This window comes from Pseudomonas sp. NPDC090208 (assembly GCF_044746785.1).
Lineage (GTDB): Bacteria > Pseudomonadota > Gammaproteobacteria > Pseudomonadales > Pseudomonadaceae > Aquipseudomonas.
In genome coordinates this window covers 540323-560559 of the sequence record NZ_JBIVCU010000003.1, presented here as the reverse complement: position 1 = coordinate 560559, position 20237 = coordinate 540323, and the positions used below count along the sequence as shown (strand labels likewise).

At 62.2% G+C, this 20237-nt stretch carries 17 protein-coding genes and 1 pseudogene; 7 read left to right on the top strand and 11 right to left on the bottom strand.

Annotated elements, in window-relative coordinates; translation table 11 throughout:
* Window positions 1-830 precede the first annotated feature (830 nt).
* The gene (locus ACIPL0_RS08200; protein WP_400595246.1) at window positions 831-1112 is read right to left on the bottom strand and encodes a DUF1652 domain-containing protein; all 282 of its coding nucleotides are present in this window, start codon (window positions 1110-1112) and stop codon (window positions 831-833) included.
* Window positions 1113-1691: 579 nt separating this feature from the next.
* On the opposite strand from ACIPL0_RS08200, the pseudogene ACIPL0_RS08195 reads away from it, so the two are divergent.
* Both ACIPL0_RS08195 and ACIPL0_RS08190 read left to right on the top strand, forming a co-directional pair.
* A pseudogene (locus ACIPL0_RS08195) lies at window positions 1692-2459 on the top strand (MCP four helix bundle domain-containing protein); the annotation flags it as partial.
* On the top strand, window positions 2454-3317 hold the full coding sequence (locus tag ACIPL0_RS08190) for a methyl-accepting chemotaxis protein (protein WP_400596020.1): 864 nt from the start codon (window positions 2454-2456) through the stop codon (window positions 3315-3317). The pseudogene ACIPL0_RS08195 and the gene ACIPL0_RS08190, both read left to right, overlap by 6 nt.
* 142 nt (window positions 3318-3459) lie before the next feature.
* On the opposite strand, the gene ACIPL0_RS08185 is transcribed toward ACIPL0_RS08190, so the two are convergent.
* From ACIPL0_RS08185 to ACIPL0_RS08165, 5 genes are all read right to left on the bottom strand, one after another.
* Window positions 3460-4443: a 2-hydroxyacid dehydrogenase gene (locus ACIPL0_RS08185; RefSeq protein WP_400595248.1), complete on the bottom strand. Its 984-nt coding sequence runs from the start codon at window positions 4441-4443 to the stop codon at window positions 3460-3462.
* A gap of 16 nt (window positions 4444-4459) precedes the next feature.
* Complete coding sequence (locus tag ACIPL0_RS08180; RefSeq protein WP_400596022.1) at window positions 4460-5752, bottom strand: MFS transporter; 1293 nt, start codon at window positions 5750-5752, stop codon at window positions 4460-4462.
* 96 nt (window positions 5753-5848) lie between these two features.
* Window positions 5849-6814, bottom strand: coding sequence for a sugar kinase (locus ACIPL0_RS08175; protein ID WP_400595250.1), 966 nt, complete (start codon window positions 6812-6814; stop codon window positions 5849-5851).
* Complete coding sequence (locus ACIPL0_RS08170; RefSeq protein WP_400595252.1) at window positions 6807-7604, bottom strand: sugar phosphate isomerase/epimerase family protein; 798 nt, start codon at window positions 7602-7604, stop codon at window positions 6807-6809. Before ACIPL0_RS08170 ends, ACIPL0_RS08175 begins: the two co-directional genes overlap by 8 nt.
* Before the next feature lie 105 nt (window positions 7605-7709).
* Window positions 7710-8693 (bottom strand): LacI family DNA-binding transcriptional regulator, encoded by a 984-nt coding sequence (locus ACIPL0_RS08165; RefSeq protein ID WP_400596024.1) that lies wholly within the window; start codon window positions 8691-8693, stop codon window positions 7710-7712.
* Window positions 8694-9255: 562 nt separating this feature from the next.
* On the opposite strand from ACIPL0_RS08165, the gene ACIPL0_RS08160 reads away from it, so the two are divergent.
* The 3 genes from ACIPL0_RS08160 to ACIPL0_RS08150 all read left to right on the top strand — a co-directional run bounded on the left by ACIPL0_RS08160 (window position 9256) and on the right by ACIPL0_RS08150 (window position 12394).
* Entirely contained in the window at window positions 9256-10374 is a 1119-nt protein-coding gene (locus tag ACIPL0_RS08160; RefSeq protein ID WP_400595254.1) for an MFS transporter, read from the top strand.
* Window positions 10375-10635: 261 nt separating this feature from the next.
* Window positions 10636-11256 carry a hypothetical protein gene (locus tag ACIPL0_RS08155; protein ID WP_400596026.1) on the top strand — a complete coding sequence of 207 codons (621 nt, stop codon included), beginning with the start codon at window positions 10636-10638 and terminating at the stop codon, window positions 11254-11256.
* A gap of 217 nt (window positions 11257-11473) precedes the next feature.
* Complete coding sequence (locus tag ACIPL0_RS08150; RefSeq protein ID WP_400595256.1) at window positions 11474-12394, top strand: DNA-3-methyladenine glycosylase family protein; 921 nt, start codon at window positions 11474-11476, stop codon at window positions 12392-12394.
* 88 nt (window positions 12395-12482) lie between these two features.
* On the opposite strand, the gene ACIPL0_RS08145 is transcribed toward ACIPL0_RS08150, so the two are convergent.
* Window positions 12483-13427, bottom strand: a complete 945-nt coding sequence (locus ACIPL0_RS08145; RefSeq protein ID WP_400595258.1) for a class I SAM-dependent methyltransferase — start codon at window positions 13425-13427, stop codon at window positions 12483-12485.
* A gap of 316 nt (window positions 13428-13743) precedes the next feature.
* Here ACIPL0_RS08145 and ACIPL0_RS08140 point away from each other — a divergent pair, with 316 nt between their 5' ends.
* Both ACIPL0_RS08140 and ACIPL0_RS08135 read left to right on the top strand, forming a co-directional pair.
* Entirely contained in the window at window positions 13744-14283 is a 540-nt protein-coding gene (locus tag ACIPL0_RS08140; RefSeq protein WP_400595260.1) for a methylated-DNA--[protein]-cysteine S-methyltransferase, read from the top strand.
* A 57-nt stretch (window positions 14284-14340) separates the two neighbouring features.
* Complete coding sequence (locus ACIPL0_RS08135; protein ID WP_400595262.1) at window positions 14341-15144, top strand: isocitrate lyase/phosphoenolpyruvate mutase family protein; 804 nt, start codon at window positions 14341-14343, stop codon at window positions 15142-15144.
* Window positions 15145-15432: 288 nt separating this feature from the next.
* On the opposite strand, the gene ACIPL0_RS08130 is transcribed toward ACIPL0_RS08135, so the two are convergent.
* The 4 genes from ACIPL0_RS08130 to ACIPL0_RS08115 form a co-directional block, all read right to left on the bottom strand.
* Window positions 15433-16209: an IclR family transcriptional regulator gene (locus ACIPL0_RS08130; protein WP_400596028.1), complete on the bottom strand. Its 777-nt coding sequence runs from the start codon at window positions 16207-16209 to the stop codon at window positions 15433-15435.
* Between the two features lie 248 nt (window positions 16210-16457).
* Window positions 16458-17033, bottom strand: a complete 576-nt coding sequence (locus ACIPL0_RS08125) for a sarcosine oxidase subunit gamma (RefSeq protein ID WP_400595264.1) — start codon at window positions 17031-17033, stop codon at window positions 16458-16460.
* A 1-nt stretch (window position 17034) separates the two neighbouring features.
* Window positions 17035-19932 carry a 2Fe-2S iron-sulfur cluster-binding protein gene (locus ACIPL0_RS08120; RefSeq protein WP_400595266.1) on the bottom strand — a complete coding sequence of 966 codons (2898 nt, stop codon included), beginning with the start codon at window positions 19930-19932 and terminating at the stop codon, window positions 17035-17037.
* Window positions 19929-20228 carry a sarcosine oxidase subunit delta gene (locus tag ACIPL0_RS08115; RefSeq protein ID WP_400595268.1) on the bottom strand — a complete coding sequence of 100 codons (300 nt, stop codon included), beginning with the start codon at window positions 20226-20228 and terminating at the stop codon, window positions 19929-19931. The genes ACIPL0_RS08120 and ACIPL0_RS08115 overlap by 4 nt, the downstream gene beginning before the upstream one ends.
* Between the last annotated feature and the right edge of the window lie 9 nt (window positions 20229-20237).

Sequence of the window (20237 nt, the reverse complement as noted above, 5' to 3'; positions counted from 1 at the left end):
TCGGTTTGTCTGACCCACCGCCTTCGCGACCCTCGTAACCTCGGATCCCTCCCACGGCCTTCGGCCAGAATCAAACAGCTGGTTTTGCGCTGATCCGTAGCAGTCCGGCTTGCCGGCGGTAGCGATCTTGAGGACGCCTTCGTGGGCGAGCTCGCTTCCACAGGGAGTCTGTGTTTCGCCGGCTTTTGATCTGGCTTTTGATCTGGCTTTTGATGTTGGGGCCCCGTTCCAGAAGGCCGAACGCAGGTGATGCGCAGTGGGTCGAGCGACAGGATGTCGCGAGAGCCGCGGGGGCCATGGATGGCCCATTCGCGGCGGGCCCACGGAGCGTCGCCGGAGTGAGGGTATGCCGAGCCTGTGGCGAGGCACCGTATGGCGGGGAAAAAGGCCCTTGGTTACTTGGGGCTTTTCCAAGTAACTCGCCGTCAGGCGAAACAGGGCTGCGTTAGCAGACTCGGCAATCCAAATGACACACCGCGTGCACAGGATTTACGACGACTGCGTCGCCGGTCGCAGGGCAAGCCAGCTCCTACATTTGTCCGCGTAACGTGCCGAAGGCGAAACAGGGCTGCGTTAGCAGACTCGGCAATCCAAATGACACACCGCGTGCACAGGATTTACGACGACTTCGTCGCCGATCGCGGGCAAGCCAGCTCCTACATTTGTCCGCGTAACGTGCCGAAGGCGAAACAGGGCTGCGTTAGCAGACTCGGCAATCCAAATGACACACCGCGTGCACAGGATTTACGACGACTTCGTCGCCGATCGCGGGCAAGCGCGCTCCTACAGCCGGTCGCAGGGCAAGCCAGCTCCTACAGGGAATCGCGGGATCACGCCTGATTCAGATACAACGCCTGCGTCGGCACAAACGTCTCCAGCTCAAGCTCGATGGCCTCGATGATCCGTTCCACATCCAGCGCATTCATCACCGTCGCACAAGGGATGCCGGCGATCGCAATCACCGTCTCACCACTCGCACGGTCGAACAGACGCGCCACCATACTGCTGGGCGCATCCATGGTGGCCTCAAAGCCGACCGGATGAAAATGCCAGCGCATCAGCTGGCAGGCGTTGGGGAACGTCACTTTATTCATGGGGCCTACCTCGTTCAATCGAGCACTTCAGTCAGCTCCGCAGGGCAGGAAAAAGAGACCCGACAGCCTGCTTGCCAGAACGGCGCAACGCGCATGCCAGAGCATGGCGGTGCCTTTTTTGAGTTCGCGTTCGGGGAAGCATGGACCGACGGTTCATGCGTCAAATAAAGGTAGCACTGAGTTCTGACAGTAATGGGAAAAATTTCCTACAGTGCAAAAAATTTATCATTTCCATGACAGGCATCATGCGCGGTTATTACCTTTTATTTCTTCTGCTCGCTGCTGAAACGTTATTTGTAACTAAGGCATAAAGCCACTATCTGCTCTTTCCAAGTGTCCATAGAAAAAGTCTCTGAAGAGTACCGGGTCGATGTGAAAAACCGGTGAAAAAATAACAACTAAGCTGATGGTGTATCACGGATGTAACAGGCAAACGTTTTCGCTGTTTGTTATTGGATCCATCGCATTGAAATTTAAAAAATATTGCGAAATTTACTGAATAAAACTTCGGTTGCGGCCGATAGCCCTTCAAACGTTCAACACGTTGTTTGCACGGATGCCCATTGTCCGACTGCCCGATAGTAAAGAGAGCACTCCATGTCGATTAGAAACATGAATATTGCGCCGCGCGCATTCCTCGGCTTCGCCTTTATCGCCGTGCTGGTGATCGGCCTGGGCTTTTTCTCACTTAACCGCATGGCGTTGATTCGCCAGGCGACCACCGATATGGAAACCAACCAGCTGCCGAGCGTCGGTTATCTGGGCAACATGCTGGAAAACAGCCTGCGCCTGCGCATCACCTCGTTCCGCACGCTGGTCAACCGCGAACCGGCCTCCCTGCGTGAAACCGAGACGCGCATCGCTGAACTCATCGGCAAATTGCAGGATGCCAAAAAGAGTTACGCCGCGCTGCCGGCCGAAGGCGAAGAGTTGGCCACCTATCGCCAGTTCGAATCGACCCTGGCCACGTTCCTCGATGTTCAGGCCCAGGTATTGAATCTGTCCCGCGACGAAAAGGTCGAGGAGATGCGCAACTTGATCAATACCCGGATGAAAGATGCGACCGACTTGATGGGGACACAGATCAACCAGTTGATCGCCATCAACAAGGCCAACGCCACTGCCGCATCGGTGGTTTCAAAAGAACAATATGACGGCGCCAATATCGCCATTATCGCGGTTGCGATCATTGCTGCGCTGATGACCATATTGCTCGCCTGGCTGCTCACCCGAAGTATCGTCAACCCGCTGTCCAGAGCGGTACGTGCTGCTGAAGAAATCGCTTCGGGCGATCTGACCAAAGCCATTCAAGTCGATGGCAATGACGAAGCGGCGCACTTGCTGAAATCCTTGTCGGCCATGCAACAGAACCTGCGCAAGACCATCGAGCTGATCTCCGGCTCGGCCACGCAACTGGCCTCGGCGGCTGAAGAGCTGAGTGCGGTGACTGAAGAGTCGTCCCGTGGCCTGCAACAGCAGAACAACGAAATCGAACAGGCAGCCACGGCGGTCAACGAAATGACGGCGGCGGTCGAGGAGGTGGCGCGCAACGCGGTGTCGACTTCTGAAGCGTCGCAGCAGTCCAACCGCACGGCAAATCAGGGTCGCGACCAGGTGGTGGAAACCGTCCGGTCGATTCAGGACATGAGCCAGCGCATCGAGTCGACCACAGCGGTGGTTGAGGGGCTGGCGGAGCAGGGCCGGGAAATTGGCAAGGTGCTGGACGTGATTCGTGCCATCGCCGAGCAGACCAACCTGCTGGCGCTCAACGCGGCCATCGAAGCGGCCCGTGCTGGTGAAGCCGGGCGCGGTTTTGCTGTGGTTGCGGACGAAGTCCGGGCGCTGGCCCATCGCACCGCGCAGTCGACCACAGAAATCGAGCAGATGGTGGCCGGCATTCAGAGCCGCACCGGCGAGGCCGTGCAGTCGATGTCGCGCAACACCGAAAGCGCGCGCAGCACGCTGAGTCTGGCCAGTTCGGCCGGGGATGCGCTGGAACTGATCACCGAAGCCATCGCGCAGATCAACGAACGCAATCTGGTGATCGCCAGCGCCTCGGAAGAACAGGCGCAGGTGTCGCGGGAGGTGGACCGCAATCTGGTCAATATTCGTGACCTTGCGGCGCAATCGGCGGCGGGCGCCAACCAGACCAGCGCGGCCAGCCATGAGCTGTCGCGACTGGCGGTGGATCTGAAAGCGATGGTGACGCGGTTTGTGATTTGATCGGAGGCGGGGCGTTAGCTTCTGGCCGAAGGCCGTGGGAGCCGGCTTGCTGGCGAATACGATAGACCCATCGCCATCGCAGCGTCTGATCTGACGCTTTCGCCAGCAAGCCGGCTCCCACAGGTTTGCGGGAGAGAGAGCGTCAGGCGTGTGACCCGACCTGCGGATTCACCAGATCCTTCGGCCGTTCCCCAGCCAGCGCGCTGAGCAGGTTGTCCAGCGCGCAACGGGCCATGGCTTCGCGGGTTTCGAAGGTGGCCGAGCCCATGTGCGGGGTCGCCACCACGTTATCCAGCTTCAGCAACGGCGAATCCGCCGACAACGGCTCCTGCTCGAACACGTCGAGTCCCGCCGCGCGGATCTGGCGGTTTTGCAGGGCTTCGATCATGGCCTGCTCATCCACCACCTTGCCCCGGGCGATATTGATGAAGATCGTTTCCGGGCGCATCAGGGCGAACTGCTCGGCGCCGATCAACCCTTCTGTTTCTGCCGTCAACGGCAAGGTCAGGCAGACGAAATCGGCAGTACGCAACAGCTCTTCCAGGCTGCAATAGCGCGCATTGAAACGTGCCTCGACCGCCGGTTTGCGCGAATGGCTGTGGTAAATCACCGGCATGCCGAAGCCGAAATGCCCGCGCTGGGCCAGCGCTTCGCCAATCCGGCCCATGCCGATGATGCCAAGGGTCTTGCCGTGCACATCGCTGCCGAAATGCGCCGGGCCGATGTTCTGCGTCCACTGACCGTCGCGGACCATGTTGGCCAGTTCGACCACTCGCCGCGCCGTGGCCATGACCAGGGCAAAGCCGGTGTCGGCCGTGGTTTCAGTGAGCACGTCGGGGGTGTTGGTCAGCAGAATGCCGCGTCGGCTCAGTTCATCGATGTCGTAGTTGTCGACCCCCACCGAGACGCTGGAGATCACCTTGAGCTTTGGCGCCAGGTCCAGCAACGACGCATCGATTTTCAGACTGGCACCGAGCAGACCATCGGCAGCGGGCAGCGCGTCGCGCAGGCGGGCCAGGCCGTCGGCGCTTTTCGGATTGTCGATCAGCGTCACCTCGGCGCGGGCCTGCAGGCGTTCCATCAACGGCGCCGAGAGCGATTTGTACAGCACCACATGGGGTTTCATTCGCGCTAATCCTTGATCAAGAGTGTGCAGGGGCGCGACGAACCTCGGGTTCATCGCGCAGCGGCTTTGGGGAGTGGTCGGGCTTGAGCAGCAGGGTCAGCACTACTGATACCAGCAGTGCGCCGCTCATGAACAGGTACGAGGCGCTGAGGCTGCCGGTGGCGCCGTTCAGGTAACCGACCAGGTAGGAACCGGCGAACGAACCCAGTGCGCCGAGGCTATTGACCAGCGCCATGGCGCCGCCAGCAACGTTGGCCGGGAGGATTTCCGGGACAATGGCGAAGAACGGGCCATACGGCGCATACATGCAGGCACCGGCGATCACCAGCAGCGTGTAGGACCACCAGAAATGCTCGGTGCCCAGCGCATAGGAGCCATAGAACGCAAAGGCGGCCAGCAGCAGCGGCGGCCAGACGAACAGCTTGCGCTTCTGCAGCTTGTCCGAGGCCCACGACACCACGACCATGCCGATCACCGCCGCCAGATATGGCAGCGCCGACAGCCAGCCGGCCTCGACCATGTCCATCTGCATGCCTTTCTTGATGATGGTCGGCAGCCACAGCACAAAGCCGTACACACCGATGCTCCAGCAGAAATACTGCGCGGCCAGCAGCATCACCTTGGGCGAACGGAACGCCTCGGCGTAGTTTTTCACCGGCTTGATACCGACTTGTTCGGCGTCCAGGCGCGCTTGCAGTTCGGTCTTTTCATCGGCCGTCAGCCAGTCGGCCTGGGCCGGACGTTCGTCCACCAGACGCCACCAGATGAACGCCCAGATCACCGCCGGCAGACCTTCGATGATGAACATCCAGCGCCAGCTGAAATGCGCCACCAGATAGCCCGACACCACCGACATCCAGAGCATGGTCACCGGGTTGCCGAGGATCAGCACGGTGTTGGCCCGCGAGCGCTCGGCCTTGGTGAACCAGTAACACAGGTACACCAGCATGGCCGGCATCACCGCCGCTTCGACCACGCCGAGCATGAAACGGATGCCGATCAGCATGTAGGCGTTGGAGACGATGCCGGTCAGGGTCGCCAGGCCGCCCCAGAGAATCAGGCTGACGAAGATCAGCTTTTTCACGCTTTTCTTCTGCGCGTAGATGGCGCCGGGCACCTGGAAGAAGAAATAGCCGAGGAAGAACAGCGCCCCCAGCAGCGACGACATGCCAGGGGTGATGTGCAGGTCTTCGGCCATCCCCGAGGCTGCGGCGAAGCCGTAGTTGGCGCGGTCCAGGTAGGCCAGGCTATAGGTGATGAAGACGATGGGCATGATCAACAGCCAGCGGCGTTTGAGGCCGGCGTGCATCACGGTGTCGAGTAGCTTTTCCATATCGGGCTCCCTGAGCATGTTGTTTTTGTCGCAGCAGGTGATGGGAACGTTAGGGATACACAGCGAAAACGGTCAGGCGCGCTGGCGTCGTGCGCCCGGTCGCTGCTCGGCGGCGTCGAGCATGGCGCGGCTGGGCAAGCCCTCCATGTCGCCACGGCTTTGCACGGCCTGGCTGCCGATCCAGTTGCCACGGGCGGTGGCCTGGGCGAAATCGAGGTTTTCCAGCAGGGCGCTGATCACGCCGACAGCAAAACCGTCGCCGGCACCGACGGTGTCGACCACCTTGGCGACCGGCACGCCGGGCACGAAGGCCTCGTTCAGCTGGGTGCGGTAATAGGCGCCCTTGGCCCCGAGTTTGATCACCACCGCTTCGACACCCATGTCCAGATAGAACTTGGCGATGTCGGCAGGCGTGTCATGACCGGTGAGGATTTCGCCCTCGGCCAGCCCCGGCATCACCCAGTGCGCCAGACCGGCCAGGCGGTTGACTTCACGGACCATGGTCGCCCGGTCCGGCCACAGCGACGGGCGCAGGTTCGGGTCGAAGGACACGCTGCGTCCGGCGTCGCGCATCTGGGTCATCAGTACATGGGACAGCTCGCGGCAGCTTTCCGACAGCGCCGCCGGAATGCCGGTGGCGTGCAAGTGCCGGGCCTTGAGCAGGGCGGGGACGATGTCATTGACCGACAGGTGACTGGCTGCCGAGCCGCGACGGAAGTACTCGACCACCGGATCGGCGCCGTCCAGCTCCAGCGACTTGAACTGAAAACCGGTGGGATGGGCGACGTCCACGGTCACGTGGGCGCAATCGACACCTTCCTGTTGCAGGCTGTCGGTGACGAAGCGGCCCATGGAATCCTGACCGACCCGGCTCAACCAAGCCACATTGAAGCCCAGCCGCGACAGGCCGATGGCAACGTTACTGTCGGCACCGGCGATGCGTTTTTCGAAATGACGCACTGCTGCCAGATCACCGGCCTGTTCGGCGACCAGCATGGTCATGGTTTCGCCGAACGAGAGGATATCGATCTCAGACATGGCTCAGCGCCTCGCTGTGGGGTTGACGGGAACGGCCGAGGCGGGCGAGGGCGGCGACCTGCACGCGGGTCACCTCCAGCAGGTCTTCACCCTGTAGCGGGTACTCCACGGCGCGGGGCAGCCCGGCGGGCATGTGTTTGAGCAACTGCTCCCACAGATGCAGGTCAGCGTCCCTTGGCGGCACGGCAATCAGCTTGCCGCTGGCGTTCTGCGAAACGGCCTTGCAGTGCACGTATTCGACGTAGCGTCCCAGGCGTTCGGCGGCGTGGCTGGCGGACTGTTGCTGCCACATCCAGTTGCCGATGTCGAAGGTCATGCCGATGGGCATCTGCAGGGCTTCGACACGAGCAAAGAAGGCAGCCATCGGTTCGATGCGCCCGCCCTGTACGGTCTGATCGTTTTCCACCAACAGATGCACGTCGTAACGGGCCAGACGGTCGGCCAGCGCCGCGACGTCGCTGTCTTCGTCGAAATGGCCCAGCGAGACTTTCAGCCAGGCAGCGCCGCAGGCGGTGGCGCGTTCCAGGGTCGGCTCCAGTTGTGGGTTGGCCTGTTTCTGGCCGTCCAGCCACAGCTCCAGTGGCGCCGAATACAGGCTTTCCAGGCCATGGGCGCGGATCGATTCGGCCAGCGCCGGGAAGTCTTCGCCGCCGGTGAACAGCTCTTCGCGCAGTTCGATGCGGGTGACGCCAGCGTCTGCCAGCAGGGGAATGAAGCTGGCCTGACCGCGCTGACGGACAAGGTCGGCGCCGTAGGCGCCCAGGCTGATTGCAACGGGATATGGGGTCATTGTTATTGTCCTGAAACCGGTTTCATTTTTGTTCGAGGTAAAGATCTGAAGGAAAGTTCTTCAAGTCAGCAGGCCGGGTGACCTGCGGTACTCATCAGAGAGAATTCAGGGTCGCTGTCGCGTTGAACCGCGCACGACCAGTTGTGCCGGGAAGTCGAACAGCCGCACCGGCTCCTGGTCCCCGCGCAGGCGGTTGAGCAGGCATTCGAAGGCAGTCACACCGATTTCGTGGGTCGGTTGTGCAAGCGAGGTGATGCCGCTGCCCACCAGCGGATACCAGTCCAGCTCATCGAGGGCGATCAGGCCAACGTCGTCGAACAGGTGGCAGCCCAGGTCGTGCAACAGGCGAGTGGTGGTCAGGGTGGCGACGCCGTTGCCGGTGAACAGCGCCTTGGCGCCGTGGTCGTCCTGCGCCAGAAATGCCTGTAGCCGCGGGCGCAGCGATTCGCCGGTTTCACCGACCTCACCGCGCATGTCCTTGCGTTGGCCGATGCCGTGCTTGAACGCTTCGACACGCTCGATCCGCGAGCTGGTGCCGTCCTGGGGTTCGCTGATCATCAGAATGTCGCGGTAGCCCTGAGCGTGCAGGTGATCCAGCGCCTGCTCGACGGCGGCGACGTTGTTCAGCCCGACCAGATCGCTGGGCAGTTGCTCGACCTTGCGGTCCACCAGCACCATCGGCAGTTCGTCGTGCAATTCGCGCAGTTCATCGAGGTGATGGCCGAGGGTGTTCACGATCAGGCCTTCGATGTTGTACGAACGCAGCGCCGCCAGGTGCAGGCGCTCCTGTTCGTCGTCGCGGTCGGTGTTGCACACCACCAGGCTATAGCCGTGCTTGCGACAGGCAGTTTCGACGCCGTGCATGACCGCTATGGAATAGGGGTTGCGGATGTCCGCCACCAGCATGCCGATCAGCCGCGTACGGCCGCGCTTGAGGCCGCGGGCCATTTGATTGGGGCGGTAGCCGAGGGTGTCGATGGCCTGTTCGATACGCCGGGCAATGGCCTCGGACAGCAACTGGCGGTCTTCGCCGATGAAGCGCGAAACGCTGGCCTTGGAGACGCCGGCCAGATCGGCCACGTCGTTCATGGTGACGCGGTTGCGCGTCGGTGTCGGAATACTGTTCACGGCCTGACCCTTATTGGAGTTGTCAGCAGGCTTTTTTCGCAGAGCGCGTAACGCCCTGAAACCGGTTTCAGGAAACACCAAAGTACAATTTTCGTCAACTCGGGATCGGATGAAAGGTGCGGGATCACATCCGGCGTGGATATGTCCACACACTGTCGACGTGAACTCCTGTGGGAGGGAGCCCTGCTCGCGAATGCGTCAATTCAGGCGACTCATCAGCGTCTGACTGACGGTATTCGCGAGCAGAGCTCCCTCCCACGGCCTTCGGCCAGAAGCGATTGCCATCGCGGGCAAGCGCGCTCCTACGGTATGGGGCATTGTCGAAATTCCCGCAGATACACAAGTCTCTGTAGGAGTGAGCTTGCTCGCGATAGCGGTCAGTCAGGCAACATCGATGCGACTGCACGAACGTCATCGCGAGCAAGCTCACTCCTACAAGGCCCGCCATCATGATTGCGGCTTGCCTTACGCACCGCTGATCTGCATCCTGCTGCTTCAAATTTGTTACAGGACCTTTCTGCGCATGTCTGCCGTGGCTGCCCGTGATGCTGATGTCGCTTCCCGCCGTTCCGCAACCGTTCTCAGCCTGTGCCTGCCCAGCGATGTGCTGCTGTACCTGCTGTTGCCGATGAATGCCGACGCATTCGGCATCAGCCTGCCTGAAGCCGGGATTCTGCTGGCGGCCAATCGGCTGGTGCGGATCTTCGGCTACAGCTACGTGATGCGTTTCTACGCCAGTCGTGGCGATCGTCCGACGGTGATGCTCGCCGCCCTGGTCTCGGCGCTGTGCGCCTTCGGCAACTCGTTTTTCACCGGCTTCTGGTGGCTGCTGATCCTGCGTCTGGGCTGGGGCCTGACGTTTGGCGCGCTGAACCTGTCGACCCAGGCGTTGGCGACCTCCGAACCCGGTGGGGCGGCACGGCGGGCAGGGCGGTCACGGGCGATCATCGCCATAGGCCCGATGCTGGCGCTGCCGCTGGGCGCATTGATCAGCCTGTATTTCGGGCCACGGCTGATCTTTCTGATCCTGGCGTTTTTCTCTCTTGGCGCCTTGCTGATCGCTCGCCGCCTGCCGAACACTCCCCACGCCATGCCGAGCGCCACTGGACGCCGCTTCAAGGCGCCGGACAGTGTCGCCATGTGGTCGTTTATCGAAGGCGTGGCGCTGGACGGGTTGTTCATTTTCGGTCTGTCGCTGCATGCGCAGGAGGTGCTGGGCGGCAACGCGGTGGTCATCGCCGGGGTGTTGCTGGCGCTGCGTTATGTCTCGGAAATGCTCCTGAGCCCGCTGGGCGGTCGCGCGGCGGACAGCTTTGGGGCTGTGCGCATGCTGGTGGTGTTTTCGGCGTTGACGGCGGTGGCGCTGACCTTCTTCGGCCTGCACTGGCTGATCATCGGCGCGGGCAGCGTGCTGATCCTGCGGGCGCTGCAACTGCCGCTGGTGACCACCCTGGTCGCCGAACGCAACCCTGGCGCCGGCCGGGTGCAGGCATTGGCAGGCAACGCCGTGTGGCGCGATGTCGGCGCCGGTGTCGGGCCGTTGCTGGCCGGTGTGTTGCTGCCCATCGCCTCGCCGATCTGGGTCTACAGCTTGGCCGGCTTGGCGGTGCTGATCAGTGCGGTGATTTGCAGGCGCCGCTGAGCGCGTTCTTACCGTTCGGCGATTAATCCGGAAAATCAGCAGGTTGCCTGCAACCTCTGAGGCTTTTTGTCATCTGACAGTCATTCTTCATACGGACATAAACCCCCCGCTAGGCTTCATTTCGCCAGCAAGGTATTGGGCTCACAAGGACGTAGCACCAGGGCGCGCAGCCTCTCACGTACTCTCAGACCCCGGATTGTCATGACCTTTTCCACATCCCCCGTACTCACACGGTCACTGCGTCGTTGCGCGTATTACGCCATGCCGCTCTTGCTGGCAGGCTCGGCGGTGTTCTGGTTCGCCGTCGGCAAAGGCGTTCACGCCGAGCCGAAAAACGGCACGCAGACGCTGGTGTTCCTGCGTCACGCCGAGAAACCCGCCATGGGCCTGGGCCAGTTGAACTGTCAGGGCCTGAATCGCGCCATCGACCTGTCGACGGTACTGCCGAACACCTTCGGCAAGGCCGATTTCATCTTCGCCGCCAACCCCAGCCGCCATGTCGAGGAAGGTGAGGGCGATCAATCCTACAGCTACCTGCGCCCGCTGATGACCGTGGGGCCGAGCGCGATCAAGCTGGGGCTGCCGGTCAACATCGATTACGCCGCCAACGACACCGGCGACCTGGCCGACGAATTGATGCGCGACAAGTACCACGACGCGACCATCTACACCGCCTGGTCCCATGGCTACTTGCCGGAGCTGATCAACAAGGTCGCCGAAGAGGCCTCGGGCAAGAAGCTTAAGCTGGTCGATGACTGGATGGGCGACGACTTCGATTCGGTGCTGGTGCTGACCCTGAAATGGACCAACGGCAAGGCGCAGTTGCAGTACGAGAACTACAAACAGAACCTCAACGGCGGGGCAGTGGGTTGCCCGACGTGATACACGCCCTCATGGACACCGCGTTTTTGATTCTGGCCGAAGGCCGTGGGAGCCGGCTTGCTGGCGAATGCGGTGTGTCAACCTGCGTTGTGGGGTTTGAACTGCCGCTTTCGCCAGCAAGCCGGCTCCTACGAGGGACGTATCCGCCACATGTTTTGTGCTGAGGCCACATTTGCGCTAGCTTCCCCCCGGTCCAAATCCTTGCCGGCGCCCACCGATGCTCGACACACCGCCTCTCCACGCTACCCGCCAACTCCCGTTCAAACCGCCTTTCGACTGGCAACGCATGCTCGATTTCTTTGCCGCGCGGGCGACGGCCGGGGTCGAGGCGGTGGTGGGCGGCGAGTACCGGCGCAATATCGAATTCAACGGCTGTACTGGCACCCTGTCGGTGGTGCTTGCCGGCAGCGCTGATCACCTGATCGCGACGGTGGCGGGTGAGGCGAGCCGGCATATCGATGCGTTGATCGAGCCGATTTCCCACATGTTCGACCTGTATGCCGAACCGCAGGACATCGACCGCAGCCTGTCCTCGGATCCGTGGCTGGCGTCGTTGGTGCAGACACGTCCCGGGCTGCGGGTGCCGGGGGCGTTTTCCGGGTTCGAACTGGTGGTGCGGACCATCGTCGGCCAGCAGGTGAGCGTCAAAGGCGCGACCACCATCGTCGGGCGACTGGTGCGACGGGCCGGCGTGCAACTGGCGGATGACCCCGAAGCGCCGCTGGCCTGGCGTTTTCCTACGCCCGAGGCGCTGGCGGCGGCCAACCTGGACAAGATCGGCATGCCCGGCAAGCGCGTGGAAACCCTGCAACGGCTGGCGTCAGCGGTCGCCAGTGGCGAGCTGTCACTCAGCCCGGCCCACGGCGACACCAGCGAGTTGCGCCGCCAGTTGCTGGCGATGCCGGGCATCGGGCCATGGACCGTGGAATACATCGCCATGCGTGCCTGGCGCGACCCGGACGCATGGCCGGCGTCGGACCTGGTGCTGATGAACCTCATGACCCTGCAGGACCCGTCATTGACCCGGCTGCCGTTGCACAAGGCCCGGGCCGAAGCGTGGAAACCGTGGCGAGCCTATGCGGCGATTCATATCTGGAATTCGGCGGCCGATGTGGCCGGCAAGGCCAAGGGCGGCTGAGCCATCCAGCAACCCGAGCACGCAGGATGTGCCGGCGCATCCTGCGTGCTCGGGTTGCCAGGCGCACTTCATGGGTGCCCGAGTGTGATCAATGCGTCTGTGGATATCGGCGGGTGAGTTCGACGTACGTCACATTGCCGTGGGGATCGGAAAAGGCGCTGATTTTATCGTCGGAGTCATCTGTCATCAGCGAGATCATTTCTTCCTGACTTCGGTAGCGCAGGCGCCAGTCCATCATGAATTCCATGTAACCGCGACCGGCGCTGCTCAAACTGAAGTTACAGATCAATAATCGGCCCTGATCGTTCAGCAAGTGTTTCAGCGCCTGGCTTAGTTGAGTCACGACATCGGGTGCCAGATAGTCATAGAGGCCGGCCGAATAGATAAGATCGAAAGTCCCCTGGACGGGAAGAGCGGAGCTGAAGAAGTCGGATATCCTCGCGGTGACTGTCCTGACTCTTCCGTTGTACAAGGCTTCGACGGTCCTGCAGGACGCTTCGTCCTGATCCAGCGCAATCATTTCACCGGCGAATCCTGCACGGGCCGGCATTGAACCTTCGAATTCCCGGCAATGCCCTGACGCGACTGACAATATGCGCGGCTTCTGGTGGTGCAGCGTTACGTCATTCAGGTACGCCGTCAGCAACGTGCGGCGGAAGTGAACGGACAAGCCCATGGAGCCTTGTGTGGTGAATTCAAATATCCGGTGTCCGTGTTCCGAATCCTCGACGGTCTTGCCGAAGTAGATGTAATCCATCATGACCGCATCGCCGGCGTAGCCTCTGGGTTTGATATAGGCCCGGCGGGTAAACGGATCTTGCTGACAGAGCGCAAAGACCGGGTGCCGACGAGCCTGTTCGCGCAGCGCGTCGATGTTCGCCGGCGGGACGGTGTCATAAAACAAGGCGAGACGTGGAATCAGAAGTTCAAAAGCCTCCTGATAATGTTTATGGCGGATTGCAGTCTGAGCGCTGTCGAGAATGGCTGATAATTCCTTTTGTTCTGACGGCGTACATGCGGATGTCGCGTTCATGGTGATCTCCACTGATCCTTAGCGGACATGATCGGGTTAACGAGCGGGTGTCGATTGGCGTATTACAGGTCGAAAGGGGGCATTGGCTCACTCTCCATATCGGAAATCATGCGTTGCGCACTTGCAGGCCCTGAGAGTCAAAGTCAGCGCGCTTTTTCAGTGTAGTTGCCGGTCGTTGACGAAAATGACCGCTGAGGATGAATTCCAGCGCAAGAACTGGATGGTGCGCGGCGCCTGAAGGTTTAGTATCGGCACCTGACACAGCGCCCGACTGCCTTGACCGACTGGCGCCTGACCGTTTTGCGAGGACTGCCCAATGACGTTCACCTACCGTTTCATCGACTCCCCGGTCGGCCAGTTGAAGCTGATCGCCAAGGGGCCGCGTCTGGCGGCGATTCTCTGGGAGCACGAGCGGCCCAACCGTGTGTTGCTCGGCCCTATGGATGAAGACCATGGCAGCGAGATCCTCGACCGTGCCGAGCAGCAGCTGGCGGAATACTTCGCCGGCACCCGCAACCGTTTCGAGCTGGAACTGGACTTTCACGGCACCGAGTTCCAGAAAAAGGTCTGGCAGGCCTTGCTGACCATTCCTTTCGGGGAAACCCGCAGCTACCGCGACATTGCCGTGCAGATCGGCAATCCGGCGGCGGTGCGTGCGGTCGGTGCGGCCAATGGCAAGAACCCGATTTCCATCATCGCGCCGTGCCACCGGGTGATCGGCAGCTCCGGTGCGCTGACCGGGTTTGCCGGCGGCCTGGCGGCCAAGGAGTTGCTGCTGACCCTGGAAGGCTGCGCACCCGTTCCGGTGCAAAAGTCTGTCGGCGAAGAAGCGCCGGCCCAGGCGTCGCTGTTCTAGACTCAGCCGCTCGAACCCATTGCAACGCAACGCCCCCTGAAGTCATTGGAGATGGATATGCCTGCTTCTGCCCGTACGTTCCGTGAATTGCACCATCAACCCACCGTGCTGCGCTTGCCCAACGCCTGGGACGTCGCCAGTGCGCGGCTGTTCGAAAGCCTTGGCGCCACAGCCATCGCCACCACCAGCGCCGGTGTGGCGTGGTCCCAGGGCTACGCCGATGGCCGGGTATTTCCGGTGCACACGGCGGTGAGCGTGGCGGCGAACATCGCGCGGGTTATCAACGTGCCGCTGTCGGTGGACTTTGAAAACGGCTACTCGGACGACCCGCGCAGCGTCGCTGACCACGTCAAGCGGGTGCTGGAAGTCGGCGCGGTGGGCATCAACATCGAAGACGGCCCGGATGCGCCGGAGCTGCTGGCGCGGAAAATCGAAGCGATCAAGAACATGGCTGTGCACATCGGTCTGGACGTGTTCATCAACGCGCGCACCGATGTCTATCTGGCGAGCCTGGTGCCGGCGGAACGGCAGGTCGAAGAAACCCTCAAGCGTGGCCGTCTGTATCAACAGGCAGGGGCTGACGGGTTGTTTGTCGCGGCGCTGACCGATGTCGAGCAGATCAGGACCATCGTTCAGGGCGTGGACCTGCCGATCAACCTGCTGGCCCGACCGGGGCTGCCGGCGGCCGACGAACTGGCGAAGCTTGGCGTGCATCGTCTCAGTGCGGGTTCCAGTGTGGCGTTGACCGTGCTGGGCCATGCCGAACAACTGGCCCGTGGGTTCCTTGAGGAGGGACGCTCGGAACCGGTGACCCACAGCGGCGTGAGCTACCCGCAGATGCAGGCGTTGTTCGGGCATTGATACCGATGACGTCTGTGGGAGGGAGCCCTGCTCGCGAAAGCGTCAGGTCAGCCAATGGTGTGCTGACGGATCCGCTGCTTTCGCGGGCAAGCCCGCTCCCACATGGGCAGTGCCGGGCTGAAATGTACCTGACACCACAAAACCTGTGGGAGGGAGCTCTGCTCGCGATGGCGTCAGGCCAGTCAATGGTGTGCTGACTGAGCTGACGCATTCGCCAGCAAGCCGGCTCCTACAGCCCGGGCTTCAACCGGGAAATATCAGCCTCTCACCGGGTTTGCGGTGCTTGCGTTAGACCTCTCGATAACCCAACTCTCGGCTGATCCGCAGGCTGCATTCCAACAACAACGCCAGAAACCGCTCTCGCGCACCGTCCGGGTCCATTACCGCGTCGGGCCCGGACAGGTTGATCGCTGCCGTGACCTGGCCGGTGTGGTCTTTCACGGCGGTGGCAATTGCCGTCGAGTAATCCGAGCGGTGCAACACCCAGCCCTGTTCACGGTCTGCCGCGATCAACGCCTGCAACTCCGGCAGGGTGCGCGGCGCGGGCGTCGGGTAATCGTCCAGACGTATGTGCTGATACAGCGCGGCCAGCTCGGTATCGTCCAGAGCAGTCAGCAACATGCGGCCCATGGCCGTGCAGTGACAGCCGATGCGCGTACCCACCGGGATGTTCACCGACAGGCGTTGAGCCGCGAAAGCGCGGTACAGGTACAGGCTGTCGGTGTGTTCGCGGATGCTCAGGTGACAAGACAGTGAGGTGCGGTCACGCAGGTCGTTCAGGTGCGGCATCGCCACTTCGACGATGTCGCGGCTGGCCAGATAGCTGAAGCCGTCGCTGATCACCCGTGCGCCCAGCTCGTACTGGGTGTTGTGTTTGTTCAGATAACCCATGTCGGTGAGGGTGAACAGAATCCGGTACACCGCCGAGGTGCTGACGCCGAGCCGTGCGGCGATTTCCTGCATGCTCAGGCTGCGCGTGCGCGCGTCGAACATCGCCAGCACGCTTAGCCCGCGGGCGAGGGCGGGGACGCTGTAGTCGGTGTCTTTGTCGGGTGTTTCGGGCATGTTCATCGACGCGTTCTCTCCCGCGAATTGCGGCCTTTGTTTGCCCTGCGCTCACTTATATGCGCTGCTTTTTCTGTAGGAGCTGGCTTGTCCTGCGACCGACGGGGAACCCGTCGTAAAACCGGTACACGCGGTTTTCCTGACACGCCGCGTTCACCGGTTTTACTGCCGGTTCCCGGCAGGTCGCGGGACAAGCCGCGCTCCTACAGGTGTTCGCAGGGCAAGCCCGTTTCGGCAGGGCTGCGGAGTCAGCCAAACTCGGCCATGGCATCGATCACCGCATCCTTGAAGTACGCCAGCGAAGCGCGGTCAAAGAGGATCTGGAACGCCGGCTGGGTCTGATCGCCGACGTTGATCACGATCACGTTGATCCGCGCCGCCGAGGTCTGCGCCACCGCCCCCGGCGCAAAGGCGTGGGGCCGCAGGTCGACGCCGCAGAGCTTGGCCATGACTTCGGCAATGCATACGCCGCTCAATTGCAGCCACGCATGGCTGTCCTGGCGCGGCAGCAGGTAATTGGCGGTGTGGTCCAGCTCCCAGCGCGCTTCCTCGTCGGCGATGCGTTCGCCGTGGTCGTGTGGGCTGCCGAGGATCAGGTACTCGGTCTGCGACAGCCGCGCCACGTGGCTGCCGTCGCTTTGGCTGACGGCGCGGTTGGGCGCATCGGGCAGGCTGAAACCGCGAGCCTGCAAATAGTCGGCAGTTTCCCGGCCACGAAAGCCGACCCGTGGCAGGTCGGTCAGGTCCAGCAGCGCGCAGGGTTGCAGGGCGCCGCCGGCAAGCGGAGCAGGTGCGATGTAGCGTTCGGTATTGAGGCTGGACATGTCAGAGCTCCTGGCGCTGGTTGTCAGGGTCGAAGAATGGCAGCTTGACCACCGTGGCCTGGACGATCACGCCGTCCTCGACGCGGATCGGAATCTGCTGCCCCGGCGTGCTTTGCTCGAAACCGGCGTAGGCCAGGCCGATGATGCGGTCGAGGGTTTGCGAGTATTCGCAGGAGGTCACGTTGCCGCTGATGTCAGGGCCTTGCAGAACCAGATGCCCCTCCAGCGGTTGCGGGCTGGCCTTGGGCAAGGTGAAACCGACCAGCTTGCGGGTCTGCGGCTGCGCTTCGAGGATGTCCACCGAGCGGCGACCGACGAAGAACGGCTTGCTGCGGCTGACCGCCCAACCCATGTCGATCTCGCCGGGGTGGGTCATGCCGTCGGTGTCCTGGCTGATGATCACGTGGCCTTTTTCCAGGCGCAGCAGGCGTTGGGTTTCCACGCCGAACGGGCGAATGTCGAAGTCCTTGCCGGCCTCCATCAACGCGTCCCACAGCTGCACGGCGTGCCGTGCCGGGACGTGGATTTCATAGCCCAGTTCGCCGACGAAACCGACCCGCAGCAGCCGCGCCTTGATCCCCGCGACCGTGCCTTGACGCACCGCCAGATAGGGGAAGCCTTGCGCCGACAGATCCAGATCGCTGCAGACCTTTTCCAGCACCTTGCGCGCATCCGGCCCGGCGACGTTGACCGCCGAAATCGCCGCGGTGACGTTGGCGATGTCGACATCCAGCCGCCACTGCGCGTTCCATTTGAGCATCTGCTGGTAGATGCGGTCGACGCCGCTGGTAGTGGCGGTGACGTAGAAGTGGTTCTCGGCGAAACGGGCACAGACGCCGTCGTCGATCACCACGCCATGTTCGTTGGTCATCAGCGCGTAACGCGAACGACCCACCGGCTGCTTGAGAAAGGCGAAGGTGTACATGCGATTGAGCAGTTCGGCGGCGTCAGGACCGCGCACGTCCAGACCGCCAAGGGTCGAGACGTCGATGATGCCGACCTTGTTGCGCACATGCAGCGCTTCGGCCTGCATGCACGCGTCGCGCTCGCTCGGTTTGCCGTAATAGGCCGGACGCTGCCAGATGCCGGCGGGCATCATTTTTGCCCCGGCATCCAGATGGCGGCGGTGCATCGGCGTCTGCCGGTACGGGTCGAACGCGCGACCGGCGACATGGGCCAGTTTCTCCGCTTCAAACGGCGGCCGTGCGGTGGTGACACCGGTCTCACTGATGCTGCGCTGGGTTGCCGAGGCCACCAGCCGCGCGGTCGGCAGGGCCGAATGGCGGCCTTGAGACGGGCCCATGCCGACCGTTGAATAGCGCTTGACCAGTTGCACGTCGCGGTAGCCGATTTTGGTGGCGTTGATGATGTCGCGCACCTGCAGGTCCTCGTCGAAATCGACGAAATCCTTGCCCTTGGGGTGGGGGAAGATCGGCCACGGGAAGTTGACCTGGGCTTCGGCACGCATCGGCAACGGCTTGGCCGTAAGGTCCAGTTGCAGCGCCGTGACGATTTCGGCGGCGGCATGAATGCCGTCGGCGAGCACGTTGTCCAGCGCATGATAGCCATGCACGGAACCGGCGACGCTGAGGTTTTTCGGCAGGCCGCTGAGGCTGAATTCGGCCAGTTGATCGTCGTAGGCCAGCTTGCCGCCGGCCTGACACAACAACTGATAGACCGGCATGTAGCCGCCGGACATGCACAGCAGGTCGCAGTCCAGGGTCAGGCCGCTGCTGGCGACCTGACCTTGCCCGGTGATCTTGCGGACATCGGCACCGCTGACATGGCGCATGCCTTTTTCGTGCAGCGCTTCATACACGGTGCTGCCAAGGTGGCAGGCGATTCCGCGTTTTTCCAGAGCCAGAAACAGGGCGCGGTCGGCAGGGCCGGCGCGCATGTCCACCAGCGCGGCAATCTCGACGCCCTGATCGTGCAGATCCAGCGCCGTGAGATAACCGTCATCGTTGCCGGTCAGCACCACGGCACGGTTGCCCGGTTTGACCGCGTATAGCTTCATCAGGCGTTGCGCGGCGCTGCTCAGCATCACGCCGGGCAGGTCGTTGTTGCGGAAGATCACCGGCTGATCGAACGAGCCGCTCGCGACCAGGCACTGCGTCGCGCGCACCTTGTACATGCGCTTGCCCTGAATCACCGGCAAATAGTTGTCGGTGAACCAGGCGTTGCAGGTGGCCTGTTTCAGCACACGGATGTTGGCGTGGCCCTCGACCGCATCGACCAACTCGCGGCGCAGGGTCTCGGCGCGTTTGCCTTCGATGTCGAAACGGGCGTAGGTCAGCGAGCCGCCGAGAATCGGCTGCTGTTCGATCAGTAGCACTTTGGCACCGGCATTGGCGGCGGTCAGCGCTGCCTGCAAACCGGCAGGCCCGGCGCCTATCACCGCCAGATCGGTAAACAGATAGGCTTTGTCGTAGTACTCCGGCTTGAAGCTCAGATCGAGCACACCCAGGCCGGCCTTCTTGCGAATGATCGGCTCCCAGAGTCTCCACGCGCCCTTAGGCTTGTAGAACGAGCGGTAGTAGAAGCCTACCGGCATGAATTTCGAGAACTTGCCGAGGTAGGCGTCCTTGTCGTTGTCCAGCGAGCCGTTGAAATTCTGCCCGGTGACCTGCGCGCCGTTTTCCAGCAGGCAGGTATCGGCCAGCACGTTGGGCTCGCGGGGCAGTTGCACCAGGGTGTTGGCGTCTTGCCCGGCCATGCTCAGCGGGCCGCGAGGCCGGTGGTACTTAAACGAACGTGACAGCAGAAAACGGCCATTGGCGAGCAAGGCGCTGGCGATGCTGTCGCCAGCAAAACCCTCGTACGGCTTGCCGTCGAAACTGAAGGCGAGCGGCTGGCTGCGGTCGATCAGCAAGCCCATGGGCGCGGCTAGACGGCTCATTGCGCGGTCTCCTTGGCGGCGGTGAAGTCCACGCGGGCGGTGAACAGTTCTTTCGGGTCGAAGGTGCGCAGGACCTCGTCGCTGCCGGTGTGGCGCTCGGCGAGGAACCAGTAGCTGGACGGGTTGTGCATCCACCATTCGCGGACCACGCCGAGGGTGTCTTCGCTGTTGAACACATAGTCGGCCCATTCGGCGTCGCTGCAGGTCTGCGGATCGGGCATCTGCTTGAGCTCCCCGCCGTAGGTGAACTCGCTGATGTTGCGCGGCCCGTTGAGCGGGCAATTCATGATTTTCATAGTCCGCTC

What these genes read in the sequence shown, in the direction of transcription:
- ACIPL0_RS08190 (WP_400596020.1), top strand. Translation starts at nt 2,454, where the DNA reads ATGCAACAGAACCTGCGCAAGACCATCGAGCTGATCTCCGGCTCGGCC.
- ACIPL0_RS08185 (WP_400595248.1), bottom strand. Translation starts at nt 4,443, where the DNA reads ATGAAACCCCATGTGGTGCTGTACAAATCGCTCTCGGCGCCGTTGATG.
- ACIPL0_RS08180 (WP_400596022.1), bottom strand. Translation starts at nt 5,752, where the DNA reads ATGCACGCCGGCCTCAAACGCCGCTGGCTGTTGATCATGCCCATCGTC.
- ACIPL0_RS08175 (WP_400595250.1), bottom strand. Translation starts at nt 6,814, where the DNA reads ATGTCTGAGATCGATATCCTCTCGTTCGGCGAAACCATGACCATGCTG.
- ACIPL0_RS08170 (WP_400595252.1), bottom strand. Translation starts at nt 7,604, where the DNA reads ATGACCCCATATCCCGTTGCAATCAGCCTGGGCGCCTACGGCGCCGAC.
- ACIPL0_RS08165 (WP_400596024.1), bottom strand. Translation starts at nt 8,693, where the DNA reads ATGAACGACGTGGCCGATCTGGCCGGCGTCTCCAAGGCCAGCGTTTCG.
- ACIPL0_RS08160 (WP_400595254.1), top strand. Translation starts at nt 9,256, where the DNA reads ATGTCTGCCGTGGCTGCCCGTGATGCTGATGTCGCTTCCCGCCGTTCC.
- ACIPL0_RS08155 (WP_400596026.1), top strand. Translation starts at nt 10,636, where the DNA reads ATGCCGCTCTTGCTGGCAGGCTCGGCGGTGTTCTGGTTCGCCGTCGGC.
- ACIPL0_RS08150 (WP_400595256.1), top strand. Translation starts at nt 11,474, where the DNA reads ATGCTCGACACACCGCCTCTCCACGCTACCCGCCAACTCCCGTTCAAA.
- ACIPL0_RS08145 (WP_400595258.1), bottom strand. Translation starts at nt 13,427, where the DNA reads ATGAACGCGACATCCGCATGTACGCCGTCAGAACAAAAGGAATTATCA.
- ACIPL0_RS08140 (WP_400595260.1), top strand. Translation starts at nt 13,744, where the DNA reads ATGACGTTCACCTACCGTTTCATCGACTCCCCGGTCGGCCAGTTGAAG.
- ACIPL0_RS08135 (WP_400595262.1), top strand. Translation starts at nt 14,341, where the DNA reads ATGCCTGCTTCTGCCCGTACGTTCCGTGAATTGCACCATCAACCCACC.
- ACIPL0_RS08130 (WP_400596028.1), bottom strand. Translation starts at nt 16,209, where the DNA reads ATGCCCGAAACACCCGACAAAGACACCGACTACAGCGTCCCCGCCCTC.
- ACIPL0_RS08125 (WP_400595264.1), bottom strand. Translation starts at nt 17,033, where the DNA reads ATGTCCAGCCTCAATACCGAACGCTACATCGCACCTGCTCCGCTTGCC.
- ACIPL0_RS08120 (WP_400595266.1), bottom strand. Translation starts at nt 19,932, where the DNA reads ATGAGCCGTCTAGCCGCGCCCATGGGCTTGCTGATCGACCGCAGCCAG.
- ACIPL0_RS08115 (WP_400595268.1), bottom strand. Translation starts at nt 20,228, where the DNA reads ATGAAAATCATGAATTGCCCGCTCAACGGGCCGCGCAACATCAGCGAG.